Raw genomic sequence first — 23,961 nt, forward strand, 5'->3', positions numbered from 1 at the left:
GTCAGGCAAATTTAAGCCTCTTCTTGCGCTTTTGCGATGGCTTCCTGCTCTTCACGAGCAGCATCGCGGGCTTTTTTCGCTTCTTCAGCCGCCGCCTTCGCTGCGATTTCTGCTTCAGAAGTGATGTTCACATCAATGGTGACCAGAACATCAGCGTGCAGCTGAACGTCGATCTGGTATTCACCTGTGTGACGTAATGGTCCAGTCGGCAAGCGAACTTCGTTGCGATCCACGTCCGCCCCTTTAGCATTAACGGCATCAGCAATGTCAGCAGCTGTTACCGAGCCGAACAATTTACCTTCCACACCGGCATTAGCCATGATGCGCACATTACCCGCTGCTTTTAATTTAGCTTGACGTGCTTCCGCTTCAGCCAGCAGTTTTGCTGCTGCTGCTTCTAACTCCGCACGGCGCGCTTCAAATTTTTCGCGATTACTCTTGGTAGCCGGCAGGGCTTTGCCTTTTGGCACCAAGAAGTTACGACCAAAACCCGATTTGACGGCAACTTCATCACCCAAATTGCCTAGTCTTTGAACTTTTTCCAGCAAAATTACTTGCATCGTTCTACCCTCATTCGCAGTGATTACTGCTTTTCAATTGACTTCGCATTATCCAAAGGAAGTTTGCGAAAATTAAACCATTGTTCTGTTATACCAAACGTTGCCAATAAACTGGCCATTTGTGGCGTTACCAATACCAATAACACATACATGGCTATCAACCAGCCCATCGCTTTCTGTTTTTGTTTGACAAGCGCATGCACGATAGCAATACCTTGTAACGTAAACAGCAACAACATCACCGGTAGCATATCGGCAAGCACAGGCAGCGCATCTAACATGCCACTGATTGACAAGACCATCAAAATGGCGGTTGCCACTGCTGGAACTTTGCCAAGTTTCAGGGAGCGAAACTCTTCCCCAAATGCCCCTGGCTCATAAAGCGAGGCCTGCCAAGCACGGCCAATCAATACCGCAACAATCGCATTAAACACGATAGCTGCGGCAAACAAGCCCGTCATTACCGTCGACAAGTTGGCAAACACGGCCTCTGTTTCGGAAACGCTTAATTGCCATCCCGGCTGATCCAATAACAACGCCACGAAAGGTTGCAACGTGGTTTGCCACCAGGCTGCCGGACTCGCCACCAGCACATGCACGGCCGCAACACCAATCAGACCTATCAGGCCCGCCGTGATTAAAGCTTTTGCCAATGAGCGACTGAAACCCAGTACCAGGGTAATCAGATACACAGGCAACCAGGACGACACAAACAGTATCACCGCCAGTAGCGGTTGACTGAATATCCAGGTTGCGGCCAAGGTAAAGACCAGCAACGCCACCAGTAACACTTTCGCGCCTTCTCGTGGCCCCGTGCGCAGTGTTGCCAGCACCAGCAACCCGCTAGCAAGATAATTCAATGGTGGCAAAAATAATGCTGTCACCGCCAAAAAACTCGCCGTTATTGCCGCTTGCCAGCGACCCTGCATGGCAAAATCTGCCAAGTTACGCAACATTTGTATAACCGTTTGGTTACCGAAATACGCTAATTATTTGTGCATATCGCAATATGGCAATAAAGCCAGAAAGCGCGCACGTTTCACACAAGTCGACAGCTGACGCTGGTAACGTGCTTTGGTACCTGTAATCCGGCTAGGCACAATCTTGCCGGTTTCGGTGATGTAGTTCTTCAACAGATTTACATCTTTATAATCAATTTGCTTTACGCCTTCAGCGGTAAAACGGCAAAACTTTCTACGTCTAAAAAAACGTGCCATGAGTTATTCTCCTATCAACTTAAGACTTAAGATGCTTGACGTTCTGTTTTTTCGTCATCTTTGCGCATCATGGGTGAAGGTTCGGTAACCGCTTCATCCATAGTCACAACCAAATGACGAATAACGGCGTCATTGAAACGAAATGCAGTCGTCACTTCATTCAGTTGTGCGACATCACATTCGACGTTCATCAAGACATAATGTGCTTTATGTACTTTGTTGATGGAGTAGGCCAATTGACGACGGCCCCAGTCTTCCAGACGATGGATTTGACCACCATTACTCGTCAGCGTTTGACTGTAACGTTCGATCATACCCGGTACTTGCTCACTCTGATCAGGGTGGACCAGAAACACGATTTCGTAATGTCTCATTTGAGCTCCTCACGGTTTAAACAGCTTTTGACCTATTGACCAAAAGCAAGGAGTTTTACCATTAACGTAAATTGTTAAGGTAATCAGACATTTTACTGCATTTTATTGTGCTGTCACAAGCCACGTTGACGCGTCGCTTCAAACAAGCAGACGCCAGCGGCGACGGAAACATTGAGGCTCTCGGCCTGGCCTTGCATTGGTATCAGTACAACATCATCACAATGCTCTCGGGTTAACCGACGAATTCCCTTGCCCTCAGCGCCTAACACGATACCAAGCGGCCCCGTCAAATCTGCCTGATAAAGGTTTTTATCTGCCTCACCCGAGGTGCCAACCAGCCATATCCCATGCTGCTGCAAATCTTTTAAAACACGTGCCAGATTGGTGACTTGCACAAATGGCACGCGCTCAGCCGCACCACTGGAGATTTTTATCGCCGTTGGCGTTAATGTCGCAGCCCGATCTTTAGGGGCAATGACAGCATGCACCCCCGCCGCTTCAGCAGTCCGTAAACAAGCGCCTAAATTATGGGGATCCTGTACCCCATCCAAAATCAGCAAAAACGGTGCCTCAGTGAGATCAGCCAGTAATGCCATTAACTGGGTTTCTGAAAGAGTTTCCAGTGGTTTGACACGTGCTACGCAGCCCTGATGCTGCAAGTCTGGAACCAGTTGTTCGAGCGCTTTACGACTAACGCGTTGCACTGGCACTGAATGCGATGCCGCAATCGTTAGAATCGCCTCCACTCGGGGGTCATGCCGTTCGTCAGCCAGCCAGATCTCACTAACCCGGGTGACTGGTGCTTCCAATGCTGCCTGAACGGCATGGAAGCCATACAACCAAGATGACTCGCGTTCGGAATTGCTCTCAATGTTGGCCTTACGGCGTTTGGTAGGCTTCAGTTTCTTGTCCTTCAACAATCGGTTTCACAATAATCTCAACCCGACGATTCAATTGCCGTCCTGCGGCGGTTTCATTGGTCGCACGCGGCGCCAATTCACCACGCCCCATCGGCTTGAGTCGTTCAGTAACCACACCACGCGCAGCGAAATAATCACTGACCGATCTGGCTCTGCGCTCAGAAAGTTGTTGATTATAACTTTCTGAACCGGTGCTGTCGGTATGACCGACGACATGGACGACGGTTTTTGGATATCGTTGCAACACATCGGCAACTTTATTCAATGTAGGCTCAAATGCCGGCTTTATTGCTGCACTATCAATATCAAATGATACTTCATTGGCAATATCAATTTTTAAAGACTCATCTTGAAGTTGCTGAATTTGTAACTCATTACGAGCCCGTTCATCGGCTAAGGCGGCTTCCATTTCCCGTTGCTGATTGTCCATGTAGCGGCCAACACCCGCACCAGCCAATGTGCCAACGGCCGCCCCAGCGAGAACACCACCTGCACCATCATCCACAGCATAGCCAATTAAAGCACCCGCAGCAGCGCCAATCGCTGCACCTGATTTAGTTTGTTTATTGGGATCATTCGTTGCACAAGCCGCCATCGCCAAACTTATCATTGAGACCAGCATGATTCTCTGCATATCGCTTTCTCCTTTTAAAACTAAATTGCGGATTTCTGGATCCACAAGGTTTGGCTGATTATACTGATTTTCAAGTTTTCTCATTGAGACATAATGCACATGGCAGACGCCTTCATTCCCATTCAAATCGCCGTACTAACGGTATCTGACAGCCGCACAGAGGTAACTGATACCTCCGGCAAATTACTGGTCGATAGACTTCAGTCAGCCGGCCATGAATTGGCTGACAAGCGCATTGTCGCCGACGATATTTACCAAATCAGAGCCATTGTTTCTGTTTGGATAGCCGATCCGGATATCGACGTTATTTTGACAACAGGCGGCACCGGGCTAACTGGCCGAGATGGTACCCCTGAAGCGGTTAGTGCTTTATTCGATAAAACCATTGAGGGCTTTGGCGAGTTATTTCGGCATGTGTCTTTTGCATCGATTAAAACCTCGACCATTCAGTCCCGTGCCATTGCCGGTGTCGCAAATGGTACTTTTATTTTTGCGTTGCCCGGCTCATCCGGTGCCTGCCAGACAGCGTGGGATGACATTCTGCAATCGCAGCTGGATGCCCGTCATCGACCCTGCAATTTTATTGATTTGATTCCCCGACTTCTTGAAACATGATTTACACCCTCTTTACGACACAAGGTTGCCATCTTTGCGAACAGGCACAAGACTTATTTGCGTTGGTTAATCAATCGAATAGTTTTACGCTCAAACTTTGTGAGATTGGCGACGCTCCCAAGCTAATCGAGCAATACGGTATTCGTATTCCGGTCATTCAAGCGCCAGCAGGTCAGGAGTTGGATTGGCCCTTTTCACCAATGCGATTAGAACAATTTTTGAAAGACACCTGTTCGGAACTTTAACCTTCATCTGCGATTCTTAATCACTAATTTTAAGCTGTGATGGAGGATCACCATGCGTTTCTTGGCGATTCTTTCTTTTTTCTGTTTACAAGCAGTGAATGCCGACAATTTACCTAGCCCGCTGGGTAAACGCTACGATATTGGCGGTTATAAAATGCATCTCCACTGTCAGGGTAAAAACGGGCCTACCGTCGTGGTTGATGCTGGACTAGGTGAGGATTCATCAGATTGGCAGAAAATCGTTGATCAGGTTAGAAATACCACCCGGATTTGCGTCCTTGACCGTCCTGGCTATGGTTGGAGCGATTTTGGCCCGACGCCTCGAACAAGTGAGCGGATTGCAGGTGAAATTGAGCGACTACTCAGTTCTGCATCAATTGGCCCACCATATTTACTGGTTGGTCATTCTTTTGGCGGCTTTAACGTGCGCATGTTCGCTGCAAGACATCCAAATCAGGTGAAAGGCATGATTCTGATTGACGCCTCGCATGAAGAACAATTTAATCGTCTGAAAATCAGACTACCACGCCCTGAAGCGCAGCACCGTAGTGTAATCATCCTGCCAAAAGGGACCGTCGACACTTTCTCATCGGACAAACCACAAGCGCTTAAAGAACGAAGTTTTTTTGCAGCCCGCGCTGAAATTACATCTATGTCATTAAGTGCTAAACAGGTAGGTCAATTAGCCGATTTTCCTGAAATACCTTTGGTCATCATTAGTCGAGGTCAACCTGAATGGACGGGCGATCCTGCCTTACAATTACGTGAAAAAATTTGGATCGATTTACAGCGTGAATTGACGCACCTAACCAGCAACAGTCGTCATTTATTTGCCCACAAAAGCGGCCATGCAATCCCACAACAACAACCTCAAATCATTGTCGATACTATTCTTGAGATGCTGGACGAAGTTCGTTTCAGTCACCCATCCGGTTAAAACCCGTATACTGTCTAATTTTTGCGTTGAATTATGACGGTTTTATACCTAGATACACCGGTAGGACTCCTTGATTTTTGCCAGCAAATACAAAATAGCTCGTGGCTCGCTGTTGATACCGAGTTTCTGCGAGAAAAAACCTATTACCCTCAGTTATGTTTGATTCAGATTGCCAATGACGACGTTATTGCCTGTATTGATCCCTTGGCAATTGATGATCTGACACCCCTGTTTGATGTGCTTTACCAGCCGAAGATGACGCTGGTTTTTCATGCGGCCAGACAGGATCTGGAACTACTGCTGATGCATCGTCAGCAGCTACCTGACACGATATTTGATACTCAACTGGCCGCCAGTGTTCTGGGATTAGGAGAACAGGTTGGCTATGGTAATTTGGTAAAAACTGTCTTGAATGTGGATCTGGATAAAGCCCACTCCCGCACTGACTGGACAGCTCGACCTTTATCCACGGCACAGTTAGATTATGCAGCAGACGATGTTCGCTATTTGAGAAGTCTTTATCATCAAATGCAGCAAAGTCTGACAGAGCTTAATAGAACACATTGGCTAGCAGACGATTTTGCGGCATTGTCAGACCCACAAACCTATCAAGCCGATCCGGAGACGATCTGGCGAAAAATTCGCGGTGCCGGCAAACTTAAACCTCGGCAACTGGCTAATCTACAGCAACTCGCCGCATGGCGTGAACGCAATGCGATACAACGAAATCGTCCACGTCGCTGGATATTAAAAGATGATGTGATGCTGGATTTGGCCCGTTTTGCGCCCGATAGCTTAACGAAACTCAGTCAAATCCGAGGACTGGAGCCGCGCGATATTGACCGCCATGGTCAAGCCATCCTCGACGTACTGGAAAAAGCCAGTCAAATTCCCAAAGCAGACTGGCCGGTTATGCTAAAACCTGAGCCACTCACTAACCAGCAAGAAGCTTTGCTGGATGCGTTAATGGCATTATTACGACAGTTTTGTGATGAACAAGCCATTTCACCCGCGGCGGTGGCAACACGAAAAGATATCGAAAAACTGGTCCGCGGCGAAACAACAATACCCTTACTGAAAGGGTGGCGAAAACAAATTGTTGGCCGCAAGTTACAGGCATTTTTACAGGGTAAACTGGTTATCCATGCCGATGCCAAGCAACTAATAATTAATGAGGTTGAATAATGTCCGTTCTGATATGCGGTTCTTTTGCTTATGACAATATTATGGTGTTTCCGGACCAGTTTAAAAACCATATTTTGCCAGACAAAGTGCATATGCTTAATGTCGCCTTTCTGGTACCTGAATTACGTCGTGAATTTGGCGGCTGTGCCGGTAATATTGCCTATAACTTGAAATTACTCGGCGATGAGCCAATCCCGATGGGATCAGTTGGGACAGATTTTAGTCCTTATGCCGACTGGTTGGACAAACATGACATCAATCGCCAGCATGTTCATGTCAAGCAAGGGCACTATACCGCGCAAGCCTACATTACTACCGATATTGACGATAATCAGATAACGGCATTTCATCCAGGCGCCATGAATCTGGCTCACGAAACCTCAATTCATGAAGCCAAGAACATCAAATTGGCAATTGTTGCCCCGGATGGTCGCGACGGCATGGTTCAACACGCAAAAGATCTGGCAGCGGCCGGTATTCCATTCATCTTTGACCCGGGTCAGGGTCTGCCGATGTTTAATGGAGAAGAGTTACTTCAATTTACCGAACAAGCCAGCTACTTGGCTCTGAACGATTATGAAGCGCAGTTATACATGAACCGGACGGGCTTATCTGAACAAGAAATCGCTGAACGGGTTCAAGCCTTAATCATTACCCGCGGCGCACAAGGTTCGACAATTTATGCGGATCGCGAAAAAATTGATATTGCCTGCCAAACCGCAACACGGGTTGTTGATCCGACGGGTTGTGGTGATGCCTACCGGGCTGGTCTTTTACACGGCATTCTGCATGGCAAGGACTGGCATGAAACCGGGCGTATTGCCGCCATGATGGGCGCCTTGAAAATCGCACAGCACGGTACTCAAAATCACACGCTTGATTAATGATTCGGCTGAGCGAGTTTTGTCTCGCTCAGCCCTCTGCAGTTAAGTAAAGCTTATGGCCAATAGCTGCAAAATGATCGCCGCATAAATACCCGCAATCACGTCATCGAGCATAATCCCCCAGCCACCAGTTAAACACCGGTCTGCCCAACGCACCGGCCAAGGTTTCCAAATATCAAACAACCGAAACAACAAAAAGCCGACCACAATCCACAACCAACCTGATGGCGCCATAAACATGGTCACCAAAAAGCCGATAATTTCATCCCAGACAACTTCAGGCGGATCTTTTTTCTGAAAAAAATGAATCGCTGATTGGCTCCACCATACGCCCACAAACAGACCAATAACTAGCAGTATTAGATACAACCATGCCGGGCAATTTGCGATCAGCAAGTAAATTGGAATTGCCGCTAAAGTCCCTGCCGTACCTGGCGCTTTGGGGGCCAAGCCAGATCCAAACCCACACGCCAACCATACTGTCGGGCGCTTCAATAACGCAAGAAATGTCACCTTAGACTTGGAAATGGTCATATCCTTCCCGATTCAGATTAACCGGCAGTTGCTTGCCCAAAAAGTGAATGCCGGGTGTCTGACAAATACGGCCTATCGGCGTCAATTGCTGTGCAATATCGGCGGGTAGATCAGAAAATGCCGTCTCTGACATGGTCAAACACAGTTCATAGTCATCACCCGCCGTTAAGGCCAATGACAGCGTCATGTCATCAGAAAGCTGCTTTAGCGCTGAGGATAGGGGTAACGCTGCTAAATCAAGCTCTGCCCCCAGATGACTTGCCGTCAAAATATGGCGTAAATCCGCCAGCAAACCGTCTGAAATATCAATGGCGGCATGCACGCTTCCCCTCAGTGCCAGCGCCAAAGCATTTCTTGGCTGGGGTCGTTCGAGACGGTCAAGCAAATAGGCTTGATCTGCCTCAGATATCAATGAGGTATCCAGTGTTTGCTGACGGATAGCAAGACCCGCTCCCGCATCACCGAGCGTACCGCTGACCAATATCAGATCACCAACTTGGGCGGCAGCGCGACGAAACGCAGACGCTTCACTGACATAACCACTCGCCTGAATAGTGATGGAAAGCGGTCCTCTGGTTGTGTCGCCACCAACCAATTGCACTTTTTGCTCAAGCGCCAAATCAGCCAGTCCAGCAGCAAACTCGGCTAACCAGGCTTCATCAATTTTTGGCAAACTGAGCGCCAGCGTAAAAAAAGCCGGCTGCGCGCCCATCGCAGCGAGATCACTCAAATTCACGGCCAGTGCTTTTCGACCCAAACGGAAAGGCGACACATCAGGGAAAAAATGCACACCACTCACCAGCGTATCAACCGAGGTTGCCAAACAGGTGGCAGGTTGTGGTTTTATCAGGGCGCAGTCATCGCCAATGCCAAGCGCAATATCTGCGCGCTGCTGCGTCAATTCAGCAAAGTATTTATCAATAAGCGAAAACTCGGCCTGCTCTGCCATTGACGCGCCGCGCTAGTGGCGAGATGAATTTTTTCTGGCTTTGGCGGCTTGATACTCGGCCTCCCGAACGCGCGCGCCAACCTTATCCAAAACCCCATTAACGTAACGATGGCCTTGCTCTCCACCAAAGGATTTCGCTAGCTCCACCGCTTCATTCAAGATAACTCGATAGGGAATGTCGAGCCGATACATAAACTCGTAAATAGCCAGTCTTAAAATAGAAAGCTCAACCGGATCTATCGCTGTTAATGACCGATCCACCGCCTGAGCAAGCGCTTCATCAATGATTGTTTGTTCGGCGATGACACCGGCAACTAATTGCTGAAAATAGGCCTTATCAATTTTATCGGCATATTCTGCGGTCACAAATTCCAATGCATCTTTTTCTGGCGCCTGATCGTTAACCTGAGCCTGATACAGGGCCTGCACTGCCGCCCGACGCGCCTGCGTTCTCGGTAAACCGGCTGCCACTATTTTGCAGCTCCGATTTGGCGTAACACATTGACCATTTCAATCGTACCCATGGCCGCTTCTGCCCCCTTATTGCCTGCTTTGGTCCCTGATCGTTCGATGGCTTGTTCAATACTGTCCACCGTCAACACACCAAAAGAGACTGGCATGTCCAGTTCCAGATTTAATTGCCCAAGTCCCTTGGAACACTCGCCGGCAACATAATCAAAATGCGGCGTCCCACCACGAATAACCGCGCCTAAGGCAATAATGGCGTCATATTTTTTAGTTTGACCCATTCGTTTGACGGCTAAGGGAATTTCTACCGCGCCGGGAACACGCGCAATCTCAATATCTTTTTCACTGGCACCATGTCGTAACAAAGTATCAACTGCGCCATCAATAAGGCTGCTAACGACAAACTCATTAAAGCGCCCGGCGACGATGCCAACCCGCATGCCTTTTGCCGAAAAGTCACCCGAAAAGGTGTTGATATTGCTCATTGTCACTGTTCCCGAAAAAAATAACGAAATATTGTACTGTTTTTGAACAAGCTTTGCCTAAACAAAGCAGGGTTAATCCATTACCTTTGCTCGTGATAACGGTGTCTGAATCACACGACCTGAGGGATGCGCTATGACTTCCGTCCATTGCCAAGGCAATGCATCAAGGCGGAGCGCGGTCAGCTTTTCCCCCCATACTGCGCCACTATCCAATGAAAAAGCATTGCCATATTGACCTGTGCCTAACTGCGACCAATGTCCAAACACAATCCGATCATTGGCACTCGCCCGATTTGGCATGGCAAACCAGGGTTGTTGACCATCAGGTCTTGCCTCTGGCGAACCTTTGAATTTCAAGGCCAGCGCACCATCGTGATGACAATAACGAAGCCGAGTAAAACAATTGGTGATGTAGCGAAGCCGATCCCAGCCCGTCAACGTCGCCGACCAATATTTAGGTTTATTCCCGTACATATGATGAAAAAAATCTTGCCAGTCATCACTGCGTAAAACGGCAGAGACCTCAGCGGCACGTTCCATCGCTTCCGCAATCGTCCATTGTGGCGGCAGCCCTGCATGCACCATGGAAAAACCAAGCGCGGCATCATGATGGAAAAGTGGCTGTTTTCTCAGCCAGCAGATTAATTCATCGGCGTCATCGGCTGTTAATACATTATCTATGGTATCGAGTCGGTGCTGGTGTTCTTTAATACCGGCCGCCTGCGCAACCAGATGCAAATCGTGATTACCCAATACCACCTTGGCATTGCGCCCCAAGCTTCGAATAAACCGCAAAGTGTCGGCAGATTGTGGCCCGCGGTTAACCAAGTCACCCGCAAACCAAACCTCATCGCGCTCCAAGTCAAAGTTCAGTTGTTCAAGCAACTGCACTAATTCATACAAACAACCCTGCACATCTCCAATCGCATAAACAGCCATTATTCACCAGCAAAGTTGAAGTAAGGTTTTGTGGGTCGTAATAATCTTTGAAGCATTGGCGTTGTTCGGTTAATGAATGAGGAAAAAGTTATCGACTTATTATAACGATGCTACTTAATAACGAAAGCGAATAACCACAGGTCATGTGCCGCCGTTTTTATGGCATATTAATGCCTCTATATAGCGGAGACATCATGAGTAAATCATCACGATCCCTAAACCGAATCTGGTTGATTGCCGGTTTTATTCTGGTCATCGTTTTTGGCAACATTTACGAAACCGATACCACGCCTCAGGCACCTTCCGCCAGCAATGCCGGGTTGAGCGCTGATACGTTGTTTGCCCAGCGCCGGTCTGACGTCCAACTGGAAGTCTCCGGCACCGTCAGCAAAATCCTGGCGGATGACAATAAAGGTAGTCGACATCAGCGTTTTATTATTTCCCTGCCCAGCGGGCTGACCTTGCTGGTTGCCCATAATATCGATCTGGCACCCCGTGTTGACCAATTACAGGTAGGTGATGAAGTGAGTCTGTATGGTGAATACGTTTGGAATGATCGTGGCGGGATCATGCATTGGACCCATCATGATCCTGCCAATCGACACCCGCATGGCTGGATTCGACATCAGGGCCAGCTATACCAGTAAATGTCTGATACCCCTCTCAGCTATAGTTTTCCACCCATCGTTGGAACTGATACCAGAATACTGGTTCTGGGTTCCATGCCCGGGCTGGAATCGTTACGACAACAACAATATTACGCGCATCCACGCAATGCGTTTTGGCCTATCATGGCGCAGCTATTTGGTTTTAATTCAGAACTGAATTATGTCGAACGCTGCCAACAGTTAATCGCTCATCAAATTGCCGTGTGGGATGTACTAAAATCCTGTTATCGACCTGGCAGCCTGGATCAGCATATCGATAGCCGTACCATGGAGATCAATGATTTCGGCGGATTTCTGAGACAAAACCCAGATATTCAGGCCATCTGCTTTAATGGCGCGAAAGCCGAACAGCTGTTTTGTCGTGCAGTGCTGAAAGACCTGTCATCCGTACCGATACTGAAAAAACTACCATCCACCAGCCCCGCTCATGCCGCAATGCGTTTCCAGCAAAAACTTGAGGCGTGGCAGTGTATTCAAGCTTATTTTTGAGGTTTGCCGGTCAACATCACTTGGAGTAGTGCAACTTTATATCTGTTTTGCCCAGAAAAATATGATCACTAACTAAAAGAGAATCGGGGCACGCCAGTCAAAGCGGCCCCTATCTCATGTCGGTTAGTTCAAATCAAAGCGATCCGCATTCATCACTTTAGCCCAGGCTTTGACGAAGTCGTTCACAAACTTCTCTTTAGCATCATCCTGCGCGTAAACTTCAGCGTAGGAACGCAAAACCGAGTTGGAACCAAACACTAAATCCACGCGGGTCGCTGTCCATTTTTTCACGCCAGTTTTGCGATCACAGATGTCATACAGGTTCTGCCCGGCCGGTTTCCAGCTGTTCGCCATATCGGTCAGATTGACGAAAAAGTCGTTACTCAGAACACCTTCTTGATCGGTAAAGACACCATGCTTGGTACCGCCATGATTGCTACCCAACACCCGCAACCCACCGATAAGCACCGTCATTTCCGGTGCCGTCAGCCCCATCAACTGAGCCCGATCCAGCAACAACTCTTCCGGTTTGACGACATAATTTTGCTTCAGCCAGTTACGGAAGCCATCGGCTACCGGTTCCAACGGCTCAAAAGAATCAATGTCGGTCATCTCCTGTGTGGTATCACCACGTCCTTTGTAGAATGGCACAAGCACATCAACATTGGCCGCTTTCGCCGCTTCTTCGATAGCTTGGCCACCAGCTAGTACGATGATATCGGCCACACTGGCACCAGTTTCGGCAGAGATTTTCTCATACACGCTGAGAATCTTAGCCAAGCGCTGAGGTTCATTACCTTGCCAATCCCTCTGTGGTGCCAGACGAATACGGGCACCATTCGCACCGCCACGCATATCTGAACCACGGTAGGTACGGGCGCTATCCCAGGCTGTGCTCACTCTATCCGCAATACTCAGTCCACTTTCGGCAATTTTCTGTTTCACTACTTCAACCGAATAATCGGTATTACCTGCTGGAATGGGATCCTGCCAAATCAGGTTTTCGGCTGGCACTTCAGGACCGATATAACGACTTTTTGGCCCTAAATCACGGTGTGTCAGTTTGAACCAGGCACGCGCAAAACAAGCTTTGAAATACTCAGGATCCGCCATGAACTTTTCACAAATCGCACGATAAGTCGGATCCATTTTCATCGCCATATCCGCATCGGTCATGATGGGATTATGACGAATGGCGGGATCTGCCACATCTACGGGTTTATCGTCCTCTTTGATATCGACCGGCTCCCACTGCCATGCCCCGGCAGGGCTTTTTTTCAATTGCCACTCATAACCGAACAGCAACTCGAAATAGCCCATGTCAAATTGCGTAGGATGCGTCGTCCAGGCACCTTCAATACCTGAGGTAACCGCGTACCTTCCCACGCCGGTTTGATTTGCGTTTTTCCAGCCGAATCCCTGCTCTGTCACATCTGCGGCTTCAGGCTCAGCTCCTAACTCATCTGCATTGCCATTACCATGGCATTTACCGACCGTATGTCCGCCGCAGGTCAATGCGACTGTTTCCTCATCATCCATCGCCATACGGGCAAAGGTCACGCGTACTTGTTCTGCGGTTTTTAATGGATCCGGCTGGCCATTCACGCCTTCCGGGTTCACATAGATGAGTCCCATTTGCACCGCTGCCAACGGATTTTCCATCGTATCCGGCTTTTCCAGATCACCATAACGACTGTCGGATGGTGCCAGCCACTCTTTCTCTGCCCCCCAATAGATATCTTTCTCCGGGTGCCAGATGTCTTCACGGCCAAAAGAAAAGCCATAGGCTGGCAGGCCCATACTTTCATAAGCAACTGTACCGGCCAGAATCATTAAATCTGCCCACGACAGTTTGTTGCCGTACTTTTTCTTTATCGGCCACAACAAGCGCCGCGCTTTGTCCAAGCTTACATTATCGGGCCATGAGTTGAGTGGTGCGAAGCGTTGACTGCCAGTGCCACCGCCACCGCGGCCATCTGCCAACCGGTAGGTGCCTGCGGCATGCCATGACAAACGAATCATTAAGCCACCATAATGGCCCCAGTCAGCCGGCCACCAGTCCTGACTATCGGTCATCAAAGCGTGCAGATCTTTTTTAAGCTGGTCGAAATCGAGTTTGCGCACTTCGGTGCGATAATCAAAGTCGACATCCATGGGGTTAGTCTTGGTATCGTGCTGGTGCAAAATATCCAGATTTAAGGCCTCAGGCCACCAATTTACATTGGACTTGCCACTTTCCGTTACGCCACCATGGCCAAACGGACATTTGCCCATGTTTTGTTTATTTTCATTCATGCCATCTCTCCTCTGAGTAAATTAAGACCTAAATGGTTAATTTATTTCCATCTTGGTTACTTAACTTCAACTTAACACTGCGAAAATAATCTGTATAACAAATAATTAATTATCAATTAATCGTTTTTAACGATTAATTTGTTGGCAATTTTTATTCTCATCACAGGCTGGCATAGCCAGAGCACGTGAAAATAAATCTTAACGCAGAAAAGAAAACCTGGATCAATCAGGAGAAAAGGCACAAAAAAAGCCAGCCCCGGCTCAGCCCGGGACTGGCTTGTTTGCATGGACAATATCTAAAGTTGACTTAAATCTTTGGCATCCCAGTGTGGGAAATGCTTGCGTATCAAGGCGTTGAGTTCCAGCTCAAAGGCCGAAAAATCACCGTGGCTGACGGTATCACCTTCAGCCGTCACTGATTCTGTAATCATACCCGCGCCGATAGTGACATTGGTCAGTCGATCAATCACGATAAAGGCACCAGTGTGGCGGTTACGCTGATAAGCATCGAAAACCACTGGCTTGTTCAAGGCAAACTCGCACAAGCCAATTTCATTCAGCTTTAATGCATCCGTTTGTTTGTGCTGCAACGTGTTGACATCAATCTGATAATCAATGCCATTCATCACGCCAGTGCTGTCAGCGACGCCCACTTTAATACTATATTGTTTGCCAGCAACCAATGGCTGCTCAGTCATCCAGACCATCATCGCTTTGAAATGGCTCGAAACATGGGGTTGATGATCACGATGGACAATCATATCGCCACGACTAACATCGATTTCATCGCGAAGCGTTATTGTTACGGCCTCACCCGGCACGGCAAAATCAAGCTCACCATCATAGGTTACGATTGATTTAACGGTACTTTCCTTACCCGATGGCAACACCGTGACCGCATCTCCCGGTCTTAACACACCTGCAGAGAGTGTGCCGCAGTAGCCACGGAAATTGAGATTAGGCCGGTTAACGAATTGAACCGGAAAACGAAGATCATCGGTATTCGCATCTTGATCGACTTCAATATTTTCCAGCAAAGACATCATGGTTTCGCCATCATACCAAGGCATGTTTTCACTGCGATTCACGACATTATCACCAACCAATGCCGACATGGGTACAAAGTGAATATCCGAAATTTCCAGTTCGCGTGCAAATTCGCTATAGGTCTTACGAATATCGTTATAAACCTGCTCACTGTAGTCCATTAAATCCATCTTGTTGACAGCGACAATCACATGCTTGATACCCAGTAATGACGCAATAAAACTATGGCGACGTGTCTGAGTTTGCACACCATGACGCGCATCGATCAAAATCACCGCCAGCTGGCAAGTCGAAGCGCCTGTTGCCATATTGCGCGTGTACTGTTCATGGCCTGGCGTATCCGCAATAATGAATTTACGTTTAGTTGTTGAGAAATAACGATAGGCAACATCGATAGTAATACCCTGCTCACGCTCGGCTTGCAGTCCATCCACCAGCAAGGCCAGATCAACTTGATCACCGGTGGTACCTGATTTAGCGCTATCGCGGGTAACCGCTTCCAGTTGATCCTCATAAATCATTTTGGAATCATGCAATAAGCGACCAATCAGCGTACTTTTACCATCATCAACATTGCCACAGGTCAGAAAACGGAGTAACTCCTTGTTTTCATGTTGCTTTAAGTAGGCTTCGATATCCGTGGCGATTAAGCTGTCGGTTTGATAGGAACTGTCCTTAATCATCTTAGAAATAGCCCTCTTGTTTTTTCTTTTCCATCGATCCGCCTTGATCATGGTCAATTGCCCGACCCTGGCGCTCAGAAGTTGTGGTCAACAACATTTCCTGAATAATATCGGTCAAGGTATCCGCTTCTGATTTCACGGCGCCGGTCAGGGGATAACAGCCAAGTGTTCTAAAGCGCACCTTTTCCATGCGTACCTGCTCGCCCTCAGGAATCCGCATCCGGTCGTCATCCACCATAATGGTCAAACCGTTGTAATTGACGACGGGCCGCTCTGCCGCGTAATACAACGGTACAATCGGAATTTGTTCCAGATAGATGTATTGCCAGATATCCAGCTCGGTCCAGTTGGATAACGGGAAAACACGAATACTTTCCCCTTTATTCACTTTACTGTTGTAGATGTTCCATAGTTCAGGTCGTTGTGCTTTCGGATCCCAGCGATGATTTTTATCCCGAAAAGAATACACCCGCTCTTTGGCGCGGGATTTTTCTTCATCACGCCGCGCACCACCAAAAGCCGCATCAAAGCCGTGCTGTGTTAATGCCTGCTTCAGTGCATCCGTTTTCATAATATCGGTGTAACGGGGATGATCGAAGGGGTTAATGCCCGCCGCTTTGCCTTCCTGATTGGTATGCACAATCAAGTCAAGACCAAGCTCTTTTGCCCGATTGTCCCGGAATTTAATCATTTCTTTAAATTTCCAGGTGGTATCAATATGCATCAACGGAAACGGCGGCTTACCTGGAGAAAATGCCTTCATGGCAAGGTGCAGCATGACTGCCGAGTCTTTGCCAATTGAATAAAGCATTACCGGGTTTTCAAATTCGGCCGCCACCTCTCGCATAATATGGATGCTTTCGGCTTCCAGCTGTTTTAAATGCGTCAGTTTTTTTTCGGTCATCATTAATCTCTAGATTTAATTGGCCTTAACATGCAGGCCACACTCTTTGCTTTCTGGATTTTCCCACCACCAGCGGCCCGCACGAATATCCTCACCCGGCGTAATCGCCCGTGTGCAAGGCGCACAGCTGATACTGGCATAGCCCTCATCATGCAGCTTGTTATAGGGTACTTCAAAAGCCCGAAGATATTTCCAGACTTCCCCGTTCGACCAATCGGTCAAAGGGCTAAATTTCTGTAATTCATGATCGGCATCCCACTCTGACACCGGCAACTCGGCACGGGTCACGGACTGAGAACGACGCATGCCTGTCAACCAAGCTTTTTTCCCAGAAAGGGCGCGTTGCAATGGCACCACTTTACGAATGCCACAACAGGTTTTACGCAACTCTACGCTGTCATAAAACGCATTTGGTCCATTTTGAGTAACAAATGCTTCAATGCTTGCCGTTTCAGGATAATAAACTTGCACATCATTTTGATAGTGCGTTTTCACAATTTGCATTAACTCACCGGTTGCATCAGGCAAGCGTCCGGTATCCAGCGTAAAAATTTCGATAGCCGGCGCGTGTTTATTGATCAAATCGGTTAAAACCATATCTTCTGCGCCATAGCTGGTCGCTAACACTGCAGGCGAATAATTTGCCTCAATATCTTTCAGCAAAGCGATTGCCGCATCAATCTTAATTTGTAATTTTTCCGTGATCTCAGCCATCGGCGGTCACTTTGATATCCGTTGTTAATACCCCAGATTCACCTGGTTCACAAAGAAACCCTTCTGTCGTTAAGTGCATCATGATAGTACTGACCGCATCTTGATTGACCCGCAGAACAACAGATTCACCAGCAGACAACTGTTGCGCTGCGGCCAGTGCCTTTTGCTTGTGAACGGGACAACCGAACATGGATAAATCAACGCTGTTCGTCAAAGTAGACATTTTACCCCCACCGCAATCAGAATGATGGCCAAAACAGTACGCATCAATTTATCCGGAATACGCACCCCCAAGTGACTGCCGATATAAATACCTGGCAACGATCCCATCAATAGCCATCCCAGCAATTCCCAGTTTACTGTACCGACGGCTGAATGCCCTAAACCAGCGACCGCAGTCAAAGGGACGGCGTGGGCAATATCCGTCGCCACAATTTCGACACCTTTCATACGTGGATACAAAAACAAGAGCGCCACCGCGCCTAACGCTCCGGCACCAACCGACGACAGCGTTACCATCACGCCAATAACGGCACCGGTGATAATGGTGGCCAGTGTTTTATGTTGCTCGTCTTCACGCAACTTATATAAGGCATTCACAATCGGGTGGCCCGCACGGGCTTGCAATATGCCGCCCAGCCAGTTTTTTAGTAACAGTGCGCTGGAGGTCAGAATCAACGCAACCCCTAGTGCGTTGGTAATCAGTTCATTGTGACTACCATCTTCAATACCGGCCTGGCTCAAATACCAGAGCGTCAAAAGCGTCGCCGGTATACTGCCCGCTGCCAGTTTCACAACCACCGGCCAAACCACAACACTGTGCCGCCAATACGCCCATATGCCACCCGCTTTAGTAATCGCCGCAAACAACAAATCAGTACCAACAGCAATCACGGGCTGAATGCCAAATCCGAAGATTAAAATGGGCGTCATTAATGAACCACCGCCAACACCGGTCATACCGACCATGATGCCGACAAAAAGTCCTGCCGCTAAAAACCCCCATTCCATAAAATCTGCCTCAACCAACAGAAAAGCGGGAATTCTATCAGCTCATATTATTAATTCAACGAATATTAGCTTCTATCATTATAGATAATTTTTATATAGAGACTGTATCTGAAATGGGGTATCTCGTTTAAAAAAACCAGCCCCTGATATTGCTTTTTCACAAAAATCTCATTCACATCGCTTTCACAAGTATTTCGCCACAGTGTCACTCAGTTAGTTTTTACACTGCAATGAGGCTGTTATGACGCGTTACCAGTTACTGCTGATTTCAACAATGCTGTTCTCCGGTTTAATTACAGCGACCCTGCTTACTGCAATAAATAGCGCTTCGGTGGGCAGCCAACCGCAGGTCGAACGTCTAAACATTGCTATCCAAAAACCAAACACATCCGGATTCATCGACCCTGTCTGGCATCCATGTGATGTCGCTTGTCAAAGTCGACAAAACGTCAAACAGCCAGCGGTTCAGCAATACGCCATCTAGCTTGTTAAATATTAGCTGAGTTAATAATATGGGCTTATCTTGATAACTATCCCGAATAAGCCATGAAATTACAGCAACTCAAATATGTGCGTGAAGTCGCCAGACAACAATTGAGTATTTCAGCGGCGGCGCAATCCCTTTTTGCTTCACAACCGGGTGTCAGTAATCAGATCCAGGCACTGGAAACCGAATTGGGACTACAGATATTTGAACGCCATGGTAAACGTCTGACCGCGATTACCCCACTCGGTCAAGCTGTTATCGATACGGCGGAGCAGGTGCTGCAAGCGGTTGATAACTTAAAATCTCTTGCTGCTGATAACCGTAATGAATTTCAAGGTACGCTATCAATTGGGACAACGCACACACAGGCACGTTATGCATTACCGCCTGCCATCCATCAATTCGCGCGTGATTTTCCCAATGTCCATTTAAATATGGTGCAAGGAACGCCACCCGAAGTGGCTGAAATGGCAGCAACTGGCAAAGTCGATATGGCCATTGCCACCGAAGGCTTGTCCCAATTCGATAATCTGGCCATCTTGCCCTGCTATCAATGGAATCGAACCATCGTGATGCCACCGTCGCACCCACTGGCTAAAATTAAAAAACCCAAATTGGCTGATATTGCTGAGTATCCGATTTTGACCTATGTCATGGGTTTTACCGGACGTGCCCAGCAGGATCAGGCCTTTATTGAAAAAGGCTTAAAGCCGAATGTTATTTTCACGGCAACCGACGCCGACGTGATTAAAACTTATGTCGAGTTGGGCCTTGGCATCGGCATCATCGCCAGCATGGCTTTTGATGCCAAAAAAGATAAGCCTTTAGTTGCGATTGACGCCAGTAACTTGTTTCAGCCTAGCACGACGCATTTGGGTATTCGCAAAGGCAGTCACCTTCGCCAATTCAGCTACGCCTTCATCCGCTATTTTGCCCCCCACCTCGAACAAAACATTATCGAACAAGCCATTCATTCATGAGAAACTCCCATAGAAATATGGGAGTTTAAGTGTTAGTTTAACGGTTGCTGATTCCCAGCAACCATCAATATTAAGACGATAAGGAAAATGCATGAACGCTTTGTTTAAAAGCTTGTTAACAGGGTTACTTCTGCTTCCCGCAGTTGTGTTTGCTCATGGTGCTAGCCGGTTACAAGTAGAAGAAACGATTCTCATAAATGCCTCCCCCGAAACGGTTTGGGCTGCCATTAAAGACTTCGACAGCTTGCATAAATGGCACCCAGCTATTGAAGCAACTGAAGCAACCGGTGGGAATGAAAAAGGGGCAACCCGTGTCCTGACACTGAAAGGTGGCGCCACTATTAACGAAACACTCAAGAAATTTGATGACGCATCTATGACCTACATGTATCAAATTGATGAGATTAGTGTTGTTGATCAAATTGAATATGAAGGGCATTCATTCGATGTCCCGGCTGTGCCTGTAAGCAAATATAAGTCTTGGGTAACGGTTGAAGCCGAGGGTGATCGGACCAAAGTCACTTGGTTAGCAAAGTTTTTCCGGGCATACACTGGAAAACATCACGAACCAGAGTCATTAAATGACGATACCGCCATCACTGCGATTAGTGAGTTTTATAAAAGCGGTTTGCAGAACCTAAAATCCAGCGTGGAATAGGTTAATCTACTTGGCAATAAAAAAGGCGTCTTAGGGCGCCTTTTTTATTTCACCATGACTCCAGCCCGGTACTGCGCTGGACTACGCCAAGGCTTGATACAGCAGGTTTATCAATGACTTAGGCGAGTTCATCATATGCCGGTGCTTTCCGAAACTTGACCTGACTTTCCCTCTACTGGCCCCTAGAAGGCTCCTGGGAACCGGGTCTTTCCAAGGAGTCATCATGGCAAAAATCAAACTCACCAAGTCCGCTGTCGATGCGGCACACCCCCAGGCGCAGGCCGTCGAACTCCGGGATACGTTGGTTCCCGGCTTCTTGTGCAAGATTACCCCGTCGGGCCGCAAGGTGTTCATGCTCCAGTACCGGACGAACGCTGGCGAGCGCCGCAAGCCCGCCTTGGGTCAGTACGGGGAACTGACCGTCGAACAGGCCCGTTCGCTCGCGCAAGAATGGCTGGCCCAGGTACGCCGGGGTGGTGATCCCGGCGCAGCCAAGACGGAAGCACGCAAAGCGCCCACCGTCGAAGAGTTGTGCAAGAAGTTCATGGAGGACCACTCCAAGAAGCGCAACAAGCCCAGCACCCGAGTCGGCTATCAAGGTGTCATCGACCGCTGCATCATCCCGTTGTTGGGCCGCAAGAAGGTCCACGACGTGAAGCGGCCTGACATTGCCGGACTGATGGAAAAGCTTTCCTACAAGCAGACCGAGGCGAACAAGGCGTTCAGCATCCTGCGCAAGATGTTCAATTTGGCTGAGGTGTGGGGCTATCGGCCTGACGGCACCAATCCCTGCCGCCATGTCCCAATGTTCCCTGCCGGCAAGTCCACCCACCTTATCAGCGACGAGGACATGGGAAAACTTTTCCGGCAGCTCGACAAGATCGAGGCCGAGGGGCTGGAGAACTACGTCATCCCGTTGGCGATCCGCCTGCAATTCGAGTTTGCCGGCCGCCGTGGCGAAATCGTCTCGCTCGAATGGGAATGGATCGATCTGGAAAACCGCCGCGTCGTCTGGCCTGACAGCAAGACCGGCGGTATGTCCAAGCCCATCAGCGAGGAAGCCTACCGGCTGCTTTCGACGGCGCCGAGGCAGGAAGGCAATCCTTACGTCCTGCCGTCGCCGCGCCATCCAGGGCAACACCTGACCACGGGCGAGTATTACGGCGGCTGGAGCCGTGCGCTCAAAGCGGCGGGGGCAACGCATGTGGGGACGCACGGCATCCGCCACCGCTCGGCGACCGACATTGCCAATTCGGGTATCCCGGTCAAGGTCGGCATGGCCCTGACGGCGCACAAGACCGTGGTGATGTTCATGCGCTACGTCCACACCGAGGACAAGCCCGTGCGGGAAGCCGCCGAACTGGTGGCGAATCGACGCAAGTCGGTCGTCAGCATGCATCAAGAACCGAAAGAGGTGACCGCATGATCAGAGGCCAGCAATCCACCTTGCCGCCCCAATTGTCGTATCACCGCTACGACAATTGGCTCAGTGGCCATCACCGCCTGCGTATCGTACTAAGCACTGGAAAAGTGTGCCCGTTTCGGGTATAGTTTGAAGGTCAAGATGACGCGCATCCTCAAACGAAAGGATTTTGCGCGGTGGCAGGCGGGCGAAAAGCTGTCCGATGCCGCCTTGTGCAAAGCGGTTCAGGAGATGGAAAGCGGTCTGATTGACGCGGACTTGGGCGGCTTCCTTTACAAGAAACGGGTTGCCCGCCCTGGTGGTGGCAAGAGTGGCGGCTACCGCACGTTATTGTCGGCCCGGATCGGCAGCCGCTATGTGTTCCTGCATGGGTTCCCCAAGAGCGACAAGGCGAACATTACGCAGGACGAGAAGAAGGCACTGCAATTCGCCGGCAAGGTGTTCCTGGAACTGTCCGCCGAAGCATTGTCGAAGGCGTTGCAGTCAGGCGTGTTATTGGAGGTGCATTGTGAGCAAGATCATTGAATCCCTGCGTGGCGATCTGGCCGCGCTCCACGAAGCGGGAGCGATCGGCAAGGTAACGATGCGCGAGTTCGACGCAATCTGCCCGCCGCCGGTGCGGGAGTTCAGTGCTTTCGATATCAAGCGGCTGCGTGAAGCCTTGAAGTTTAGCCAGCCGGTGTTCGCTCTTCATCTACACACGTCGGCCTCGACCGTGCGCAAGTGGGAACAAGGCGAAACCCATCCCACGGGGCCAGCGCTCAAACTGCTCAACGTCATCGCCGACAAGGGCCTGCAGGCCATCATCTGATGCCTGACGAGGGAGACAGGCATTGGCGACGCGAATTACCCCTTTCAACTCACAGCATCTTGAAGCCGCCTGCCGCGTGCTCGCCGATACCGAACGCGGTCTGAGCGGTACACAGATCGAGCGGCTGCTGCAGGAAATCGAGGTTGCCGACACGTCGCCCGGCATGACAAAGTGGAAGCGGTTGTTCAATGCGCTGGCCGGTGCGCAGAACCACCACCAGATCGGCAACCATCTCATCATGTTCATCAACCGCGCGATGAACCCGGTGAACTACGCCCGCGATCCCGCGACGTTCGCTTGGCGGCGCGACGAACTCAATGTCGTCCTTGCCTTCTCCGGTTTCTACGTGCGCGATGACGGCAAGGTTGCTCACGCCGATAAGGCCACGACGCTTGATGCCGCCCGCGCCCGCGCGGGACGACTCAAGGCCGCACTGGAAAGCCGCGTCGTCCATGCGGAAGTGCTGAACTACTGCCGCGCCGAGTTGCTGGAGGAAAACTACTTCCATGCCGTGTTCGAGGCAACGAAAGGTGTTGCGGAGCGGATTCGCCTGCTGTCGGGCCTGAACGGCGACGGCGCGGACTTGGTGAACAAGGCATTCGCAGGCCAGCAACCCGTTCTCGCCTTGGGACCGCTCACCACCGAGTCCGAAAAGAGCGAGCAGAAAGGCTTTGCCAACCTGCTGATCGGCTTATTTGGCGCCGTGCGCAATCCGCTGGCCCATGCGCCCAAGACGAATTGGCCCATGTCCGAACAGGACGCACTGGACATCCTGACGCTGGTATCGCTGATTCACCGCAAGCTGGATGGCACCACGAAATTAGCGGCCGTATCGCCGTAAGTGA

General features: G+C 49.4%; 31 protein-coding genes. 14 read left to right on the forward strand and 17 right to left on the reverse strand.

Going from position 1 to position 23,961, the window contains the following annotated elements; all coding sequences use genetic code 11:
• Positions 1–11 precede the first annotated feature (11 nt).
• From rplI to Q7C_RS04340, 6 genes are all read right to left on the reverse strand, one after another.
• Positions 12–560: a 50S ribosomal protein L9 gene (rplI, locus tag Q7C_RS04315; RefSeq protein WP_014703478.1), complete on the reverse strand. Its 549-nt coding sequence runs from the start codon at positions 558–560 to the stop codon at positions 12–14.
• A gap of 23 nt (positions 561–583) precedes the next feature.
• Positions 584–1,516: a YybS family protein gene (locus Q7C_RS04320; RefSeq protein ID WP_014703479.1), complete on the reverse strand. Its 933-nt coding sequence runs from the start codon at positions 1,514–1,516 to the stop codon at positions 584–586.
• A gap of 33 nt (positions 1,517–1,549) precedes the next feature.
• Positions 1,550–1,777: a 30S ribosomal protein S18 gene (rpsR, locus tag Q7C_RS04325; protein ID WP_014703480.1), complete on the reverse strand. Its 228-nt coding sequence runs from the start codon at positions 1,775–1,777 to the stop codon at positions 1,550–1,552.
• Between the two features lie 26 nt (positions 1,778–1,803).
• The gene (gene rpsF, locus Q7C_RS04330) at positions 1,804–2,151 is read right to left on the reverse strand and encodes a 30S ribosomal protein S6 (protein WP_014703481.1); all 348 of its coding nucleotides are present in this window, start codon (positions 2,149–2,151) and stop codon (positions 1,804–1,806) included.
• A 113-nt stretch (positions 2,152–2,264) separates the two neighbouring features.
• Entirely contained in the window at positions 2,265–2,990 is a 726-nt protein-coding gene (gene rlmB, locus Q7C_RS04335) for a 23S rRNA (guanosine(2251)-2'-O)-methyltransferase RlmB (RefSeq protein ID WP_014703482.1), read from the reverse strand.
• Positions 2,991–3,030: 40 nt separating this feature from the next.
• Positions 3,031–3,705, reverse strand: coding sequence for a YiaD family glycine zipper/OmpA-like lipoprotein (locus Q7C_RS04340; RefSeq protein WP_014703483.1), 675 nt, complete (start codon positions 3,703–3,705; stop codon positions 3,031–3,033).
• Positions 3,706–3,804: 99 nt separating this feature from the next.
• Between Q7C_RS04340 and moaB the strand changes: the two genes are divergently transcribed.
• From moaB to Q7C_RS04365, 5 genes are read left to right on the forward strand one after another with little or no spacing between them, the layout of a single operon-like run.
• Entirely contained in the window at positions 3,805–4,320 is a 516-nt protein-coding gene (gene moaB / locus Q7C_RS04345) for a molybdenum cofactor biosynthesis protein B (RefSeq protein WP_041366909.1), read from the forward strand.
• Positions 4,317–4,565 carry a glutaredoxin family protein gene (locus tag Q7C_RS04350; RefSeq protein ID WP_014703485.1) on the forward strand — a complete coding sequence of 83 codons (249 nt, stop codon included), beginning with the start codon at positions 4,317–4,319 and terminating at the stop codon, positions 4,563–4,565. The genes moaB and Q7C_RS04350 overlap by 4 nt, the downstream gene beginning before the upstream one ends.
• A gap of 52 nt (positions 4,566–4,617) precedes the next feature.
• A complete protein-coding gene (locus Q7C_RS04355; RefSeq protein WP_014703486.1) occupies positions 4,618–5,502 on the forward strand; it encodes an alpha/beta fold hydrolase in 885 nt (294 codons plus the stop codon).
• A 33-nt stretch (positions 5,503–5,535) separates the two neighbouring features.
• Positions 5,536–6,687, forward strand: a complete 1,152-nt coding sequence (gene rnd, locus Q7C_RS04360; protein ID WP_014703487.1) for a ribonuclease D — start codon at positions 5,536–5,538, stop codon at positions 6,685–6,687.
• Complete coding sequence (locus tag Q7C_RS04365; protein WP_014703488.1) at positions 6,687–7,571, forward strand: carbohydrate kinase family protein; 885 nt, start codon at positions 6,687–6,689, stop codon at positions 7,569–7,571. Before rnd ends, Q7C_RS04365 begins: the two co-directional genes overlap by 1 nt.
• 42 nt (positions 7,572–7,613) lie before the next feature.
• Here the strand turns inward: Q7C_RS04365 and Q7C_RS04370 are convergent, their stop codons facing one another.
• The 5 genes from Q7C_RS04370 to Q7C_RS04390 form a co-directional block, all read right to left on the reverse strand.
• Positions 7,614–8,105, reverse strand: a complete 492-nt coding sequence (locus Q7C_RS04370; protein ID WP_041366514.1) for a phosphatidylglycerophosphatase A family protein — start codon at positions 8,103–8,105, stop codon at positions 7,614–7,616.
• Positions 8,086–9,054, reverse strand: a complete 969-nt coding sequence (gene thiL / locus Q7C_RS04375) for a thiamine-phosphate kinase (RefSeq protein WP_014703490.1) — start codon at positions 9,052–9,054, stop codon at positions 8,086–8,088. Before thiL ends, Q7C_RS04370 begins: the two co-directional genes overlap by 20 nt.
• A 12-nt stretch (positions 9,055–9,066) precedes the next feature.
• Positions 9,067–9,525 carry a transcription antitermination factor NusB gene (gene nusB, locus Q7C_RS04380; protein ID WP_014703491.1) on the reverse strand — a complete coding sequence of 153 codons (459 nt, stop codon included), beginning with the start codon at positions 9,523–9,525 and terminating at the stop codon, positions 9,067–9,069.
• Positions 9,525–10,007, reverse strand: coding sequence for a 6,7-dimethyl-8-ribityllumazine synthase (gene ribH / locus Q7C_RS04385; protein ID WP_014703492.1), 483 nt, complete (start codon positions 10,005–10,007; stop codon positions 9,525–9,527). Before ribH ends, nusB begins: the two co-directional genes overlap by 1 nt.
• A gap of 72 nt (positions 10,008–10,079) precedes the next feature.
• The gene (locus tag Q7C_RS04390; protein WP_014703493.1) at positions 10,080–10,946 is read right to left on the reverse strand and encodes a symmetrical bis(5'-nucleosyl)-tetraphosphatase; all 867 of its coding nucleotides are present in this window, start codon (positions 10,944–10,946) and stop codon (positions 10,080–10,082) included.
• Between the two features lie 194 nt (positions 10,947–11,140).
• Between Q7C_RS04390 and Q7C_RS04395 the strand changes: the two genes are divergently transcribed.
• Entirely contained in the window at positions 11,141–11,593 is a 453-nt protein-coding gene (locus Q7C_RS04395; protein WP_014703494.1) for a DUF3465 domain-containing protein, read from the forward strand.
• Positions 11,594–12,103 (forward strand): DNA-deoxyinosine glycosylase, encoded by a 510-nt coding sequence (locus Q7C_RS04400; protein ID WP_041366516.1) that lies wholly within the window; start codon positions 11,594–11,596, stop codon positions 12,101–12,103.
• 123 nt (positions 12,104–12,226) lie between these two features.
• On the opposite strand, the gene katG is transcribed toward Q7C_RS04400, so the two are convergent.
• The 6 genes from katG to Q7C_RS04430 all read right to left on the reverse strand — a co-directional run bounded on the left by katG (position 12,227) and on the right by Q7C_RS04430 (position 18,757).
• Positions 12,227–14,398, reverse strand: coding sequence for a catalase/peroxidase HPI (katG, locus tag Q7C_RS04405; RefSeq protein WP_014703496.1), 2,172 nt, complete (start codon positions 14,396–14,398; stop codon positions 12,227–12,229).
• Positions 14,399–14,694: 296 nt separating this feature from the next.
• Positions 14,695–16,128, reverse strand: coding sequence for a sulfate adenylyltransferase subunit CysN (cysN, locus tag Q7C_RS04410; protein ID WP_014703498.1), 1,434 nt, complete (start codon positions 16,126–16,128; stop codon positions 14,695–14,697).
• 1 nt (position 16,129) lies between these two features.
• Entirely contained in the window at positions 16,130–17,032 is a 903-nt protein-coding gene (gene cysD / locus Q7C_RS04415; protein WP_041366518.1) for a sulfate adenylyltransferase subunit CysD, read from the reverse strand.
• A 15-nt stretch (positions 17,033–17,047) separates the two neighbouring features.
• Complete coding sequence (locus tag Q7C_RS04420) at positions 17,048–17,746, reverse strand: phosphoadenylyl-sulfate reductase (protein ID WP_014703500.1); 699 nt, start codon at positions 17,744–17,746, stop codon at positions 17,048–17,050.
• Positions 17,739–17,969, reverse strand: a complete 231-nt coding sequence (locus Q7C_RS04425) for a hypothetical protein (protein ID WP_014703501.1) — start codon at positions 17,967–17,969, stop codon at positions 17,739–17,741. The genes Q7C_RS04420 and Q7C_RS04425 overlap by 8 nt, the downstream gene beginning before the upstream one ends.
• Positions 17,957–18,757 (reverse strand): sulfite exporter TauE/SafE family protein, encoded by an 801-nt coding sequence (locus tag Q7C_RS04430; protein ID WP_014703502.1) that lies wholly within the window; start codon positions 18,755–18,757, stop codon positions 17,957–17,959. Before Q7C_RS04430 ends, Q7C_RS04425 begins: the two co-directional genes overlap by 13 nt.
• Positions 18,758–18,998: 241 nt before the next feature.
• Between Q7C_RS04430 and Q7C_RS04435 the strand changes: the two genes are divergently transcribed.
• The 7 genes from Q7C_RS04435 (at position 18,999) to Q7C_RS04465 (ending at position 23,957) form a co-directional block, all read left to right on the forward strand.
• Complete coding sequence (locus Q7C_RS04435) at positions 18,999–19,241, forward strand: hypothetical protein (RefSeq protein ID WP_014703503.1); 243 nt, start codon at positions 18,999–19,001, stop codon at positions 19,239–19,241.
• A 62-nt stretch (positions 19,242–19,303) separates the two neighbouring features.
• On the forward strand, positions 19,304–20,224 hold the full coding sequence (gene cysB / locus Q7C_RS04440; protein WP_014703504.1) for an HTH-type transcriptional regulator CysB: 921 nt from the start codon (positions 19,304–19,306) through the stop codon (positions 20,222–20,224).
• A gap of 91 nt (positions 20,225–20,315) precedes the next feature.
• Positions 20,316–20,882: an SRPBCC family protein gene (locus tag Q7C_RS04445; protein ID WP_014703505.1), complete on the forward strand. Its 567-nt coding sequence runs from the start codon at positions 20,316–20,318 to the stop codon at positions 20,880–20,882.
• A gap of 223 nt (positions 20,883–21,105) precedes the next feature.
• Positions 21,106–22,308 (forward strand): tyrosine-type recombinase/integrase, encoded by a 1,203-nt coding sequence (locus Q7C_RS04450; protein WP_023110663.1) that lies wholly within the window; start codon positions 21,106–21,108, stop codon positions 22,306–22,308.
• A 138-nt stretch (positions 22,309–22,446) separates the two neighbouring features.
• The gene (locus Q7C_RS04455) at positions 22,447–22,830 is read left to right on the forward strand and encodes a type II toxin-antitoxin system RelE/ParE family toxin (protein WP_014703508.1); all 384 of its coding nucleotides are present in this window, start codon (positions 22,447–22,449) and stop codon (positions 22,828–22,830) included.
• Entirely contained in the window at positions 22,814–23,116 is a 303-nt protein-coding gene (locus tag Q7C_RS04460; protein ID WP_014703509.1) for a helix-turn-helix domain-containing protein, read from the forward strand. Before Q7C_RS04455 ends, Q7C_RS04460 begins: the two co-directional genes overlap by 17 nt.
• Positions 23,117–23,138: 22 nt before the next feature.
• Positions 23,139–23,957, forward strand: coding sequence for a TIGR02391 family protein (locus Q7C_RS04465; RefSeq protein WP_014703510.1), 819 nt, complete (start codon positions 23,139–23,141; stop codon positions 23,955–23,957).
• The last annotated feature ends 4 nt before the right edge of the window (positions 23,958–23,961 follow it).

It is taken from the genome of Methylophaga frappieri (assembly GCF_000260965.1).
GTDB lineage: Bacteria > Pseudomonadota > Gammaproteobacteria > Nitrosococcales > Methylophagaceae > Methylophaga > Methylophaga frappieri.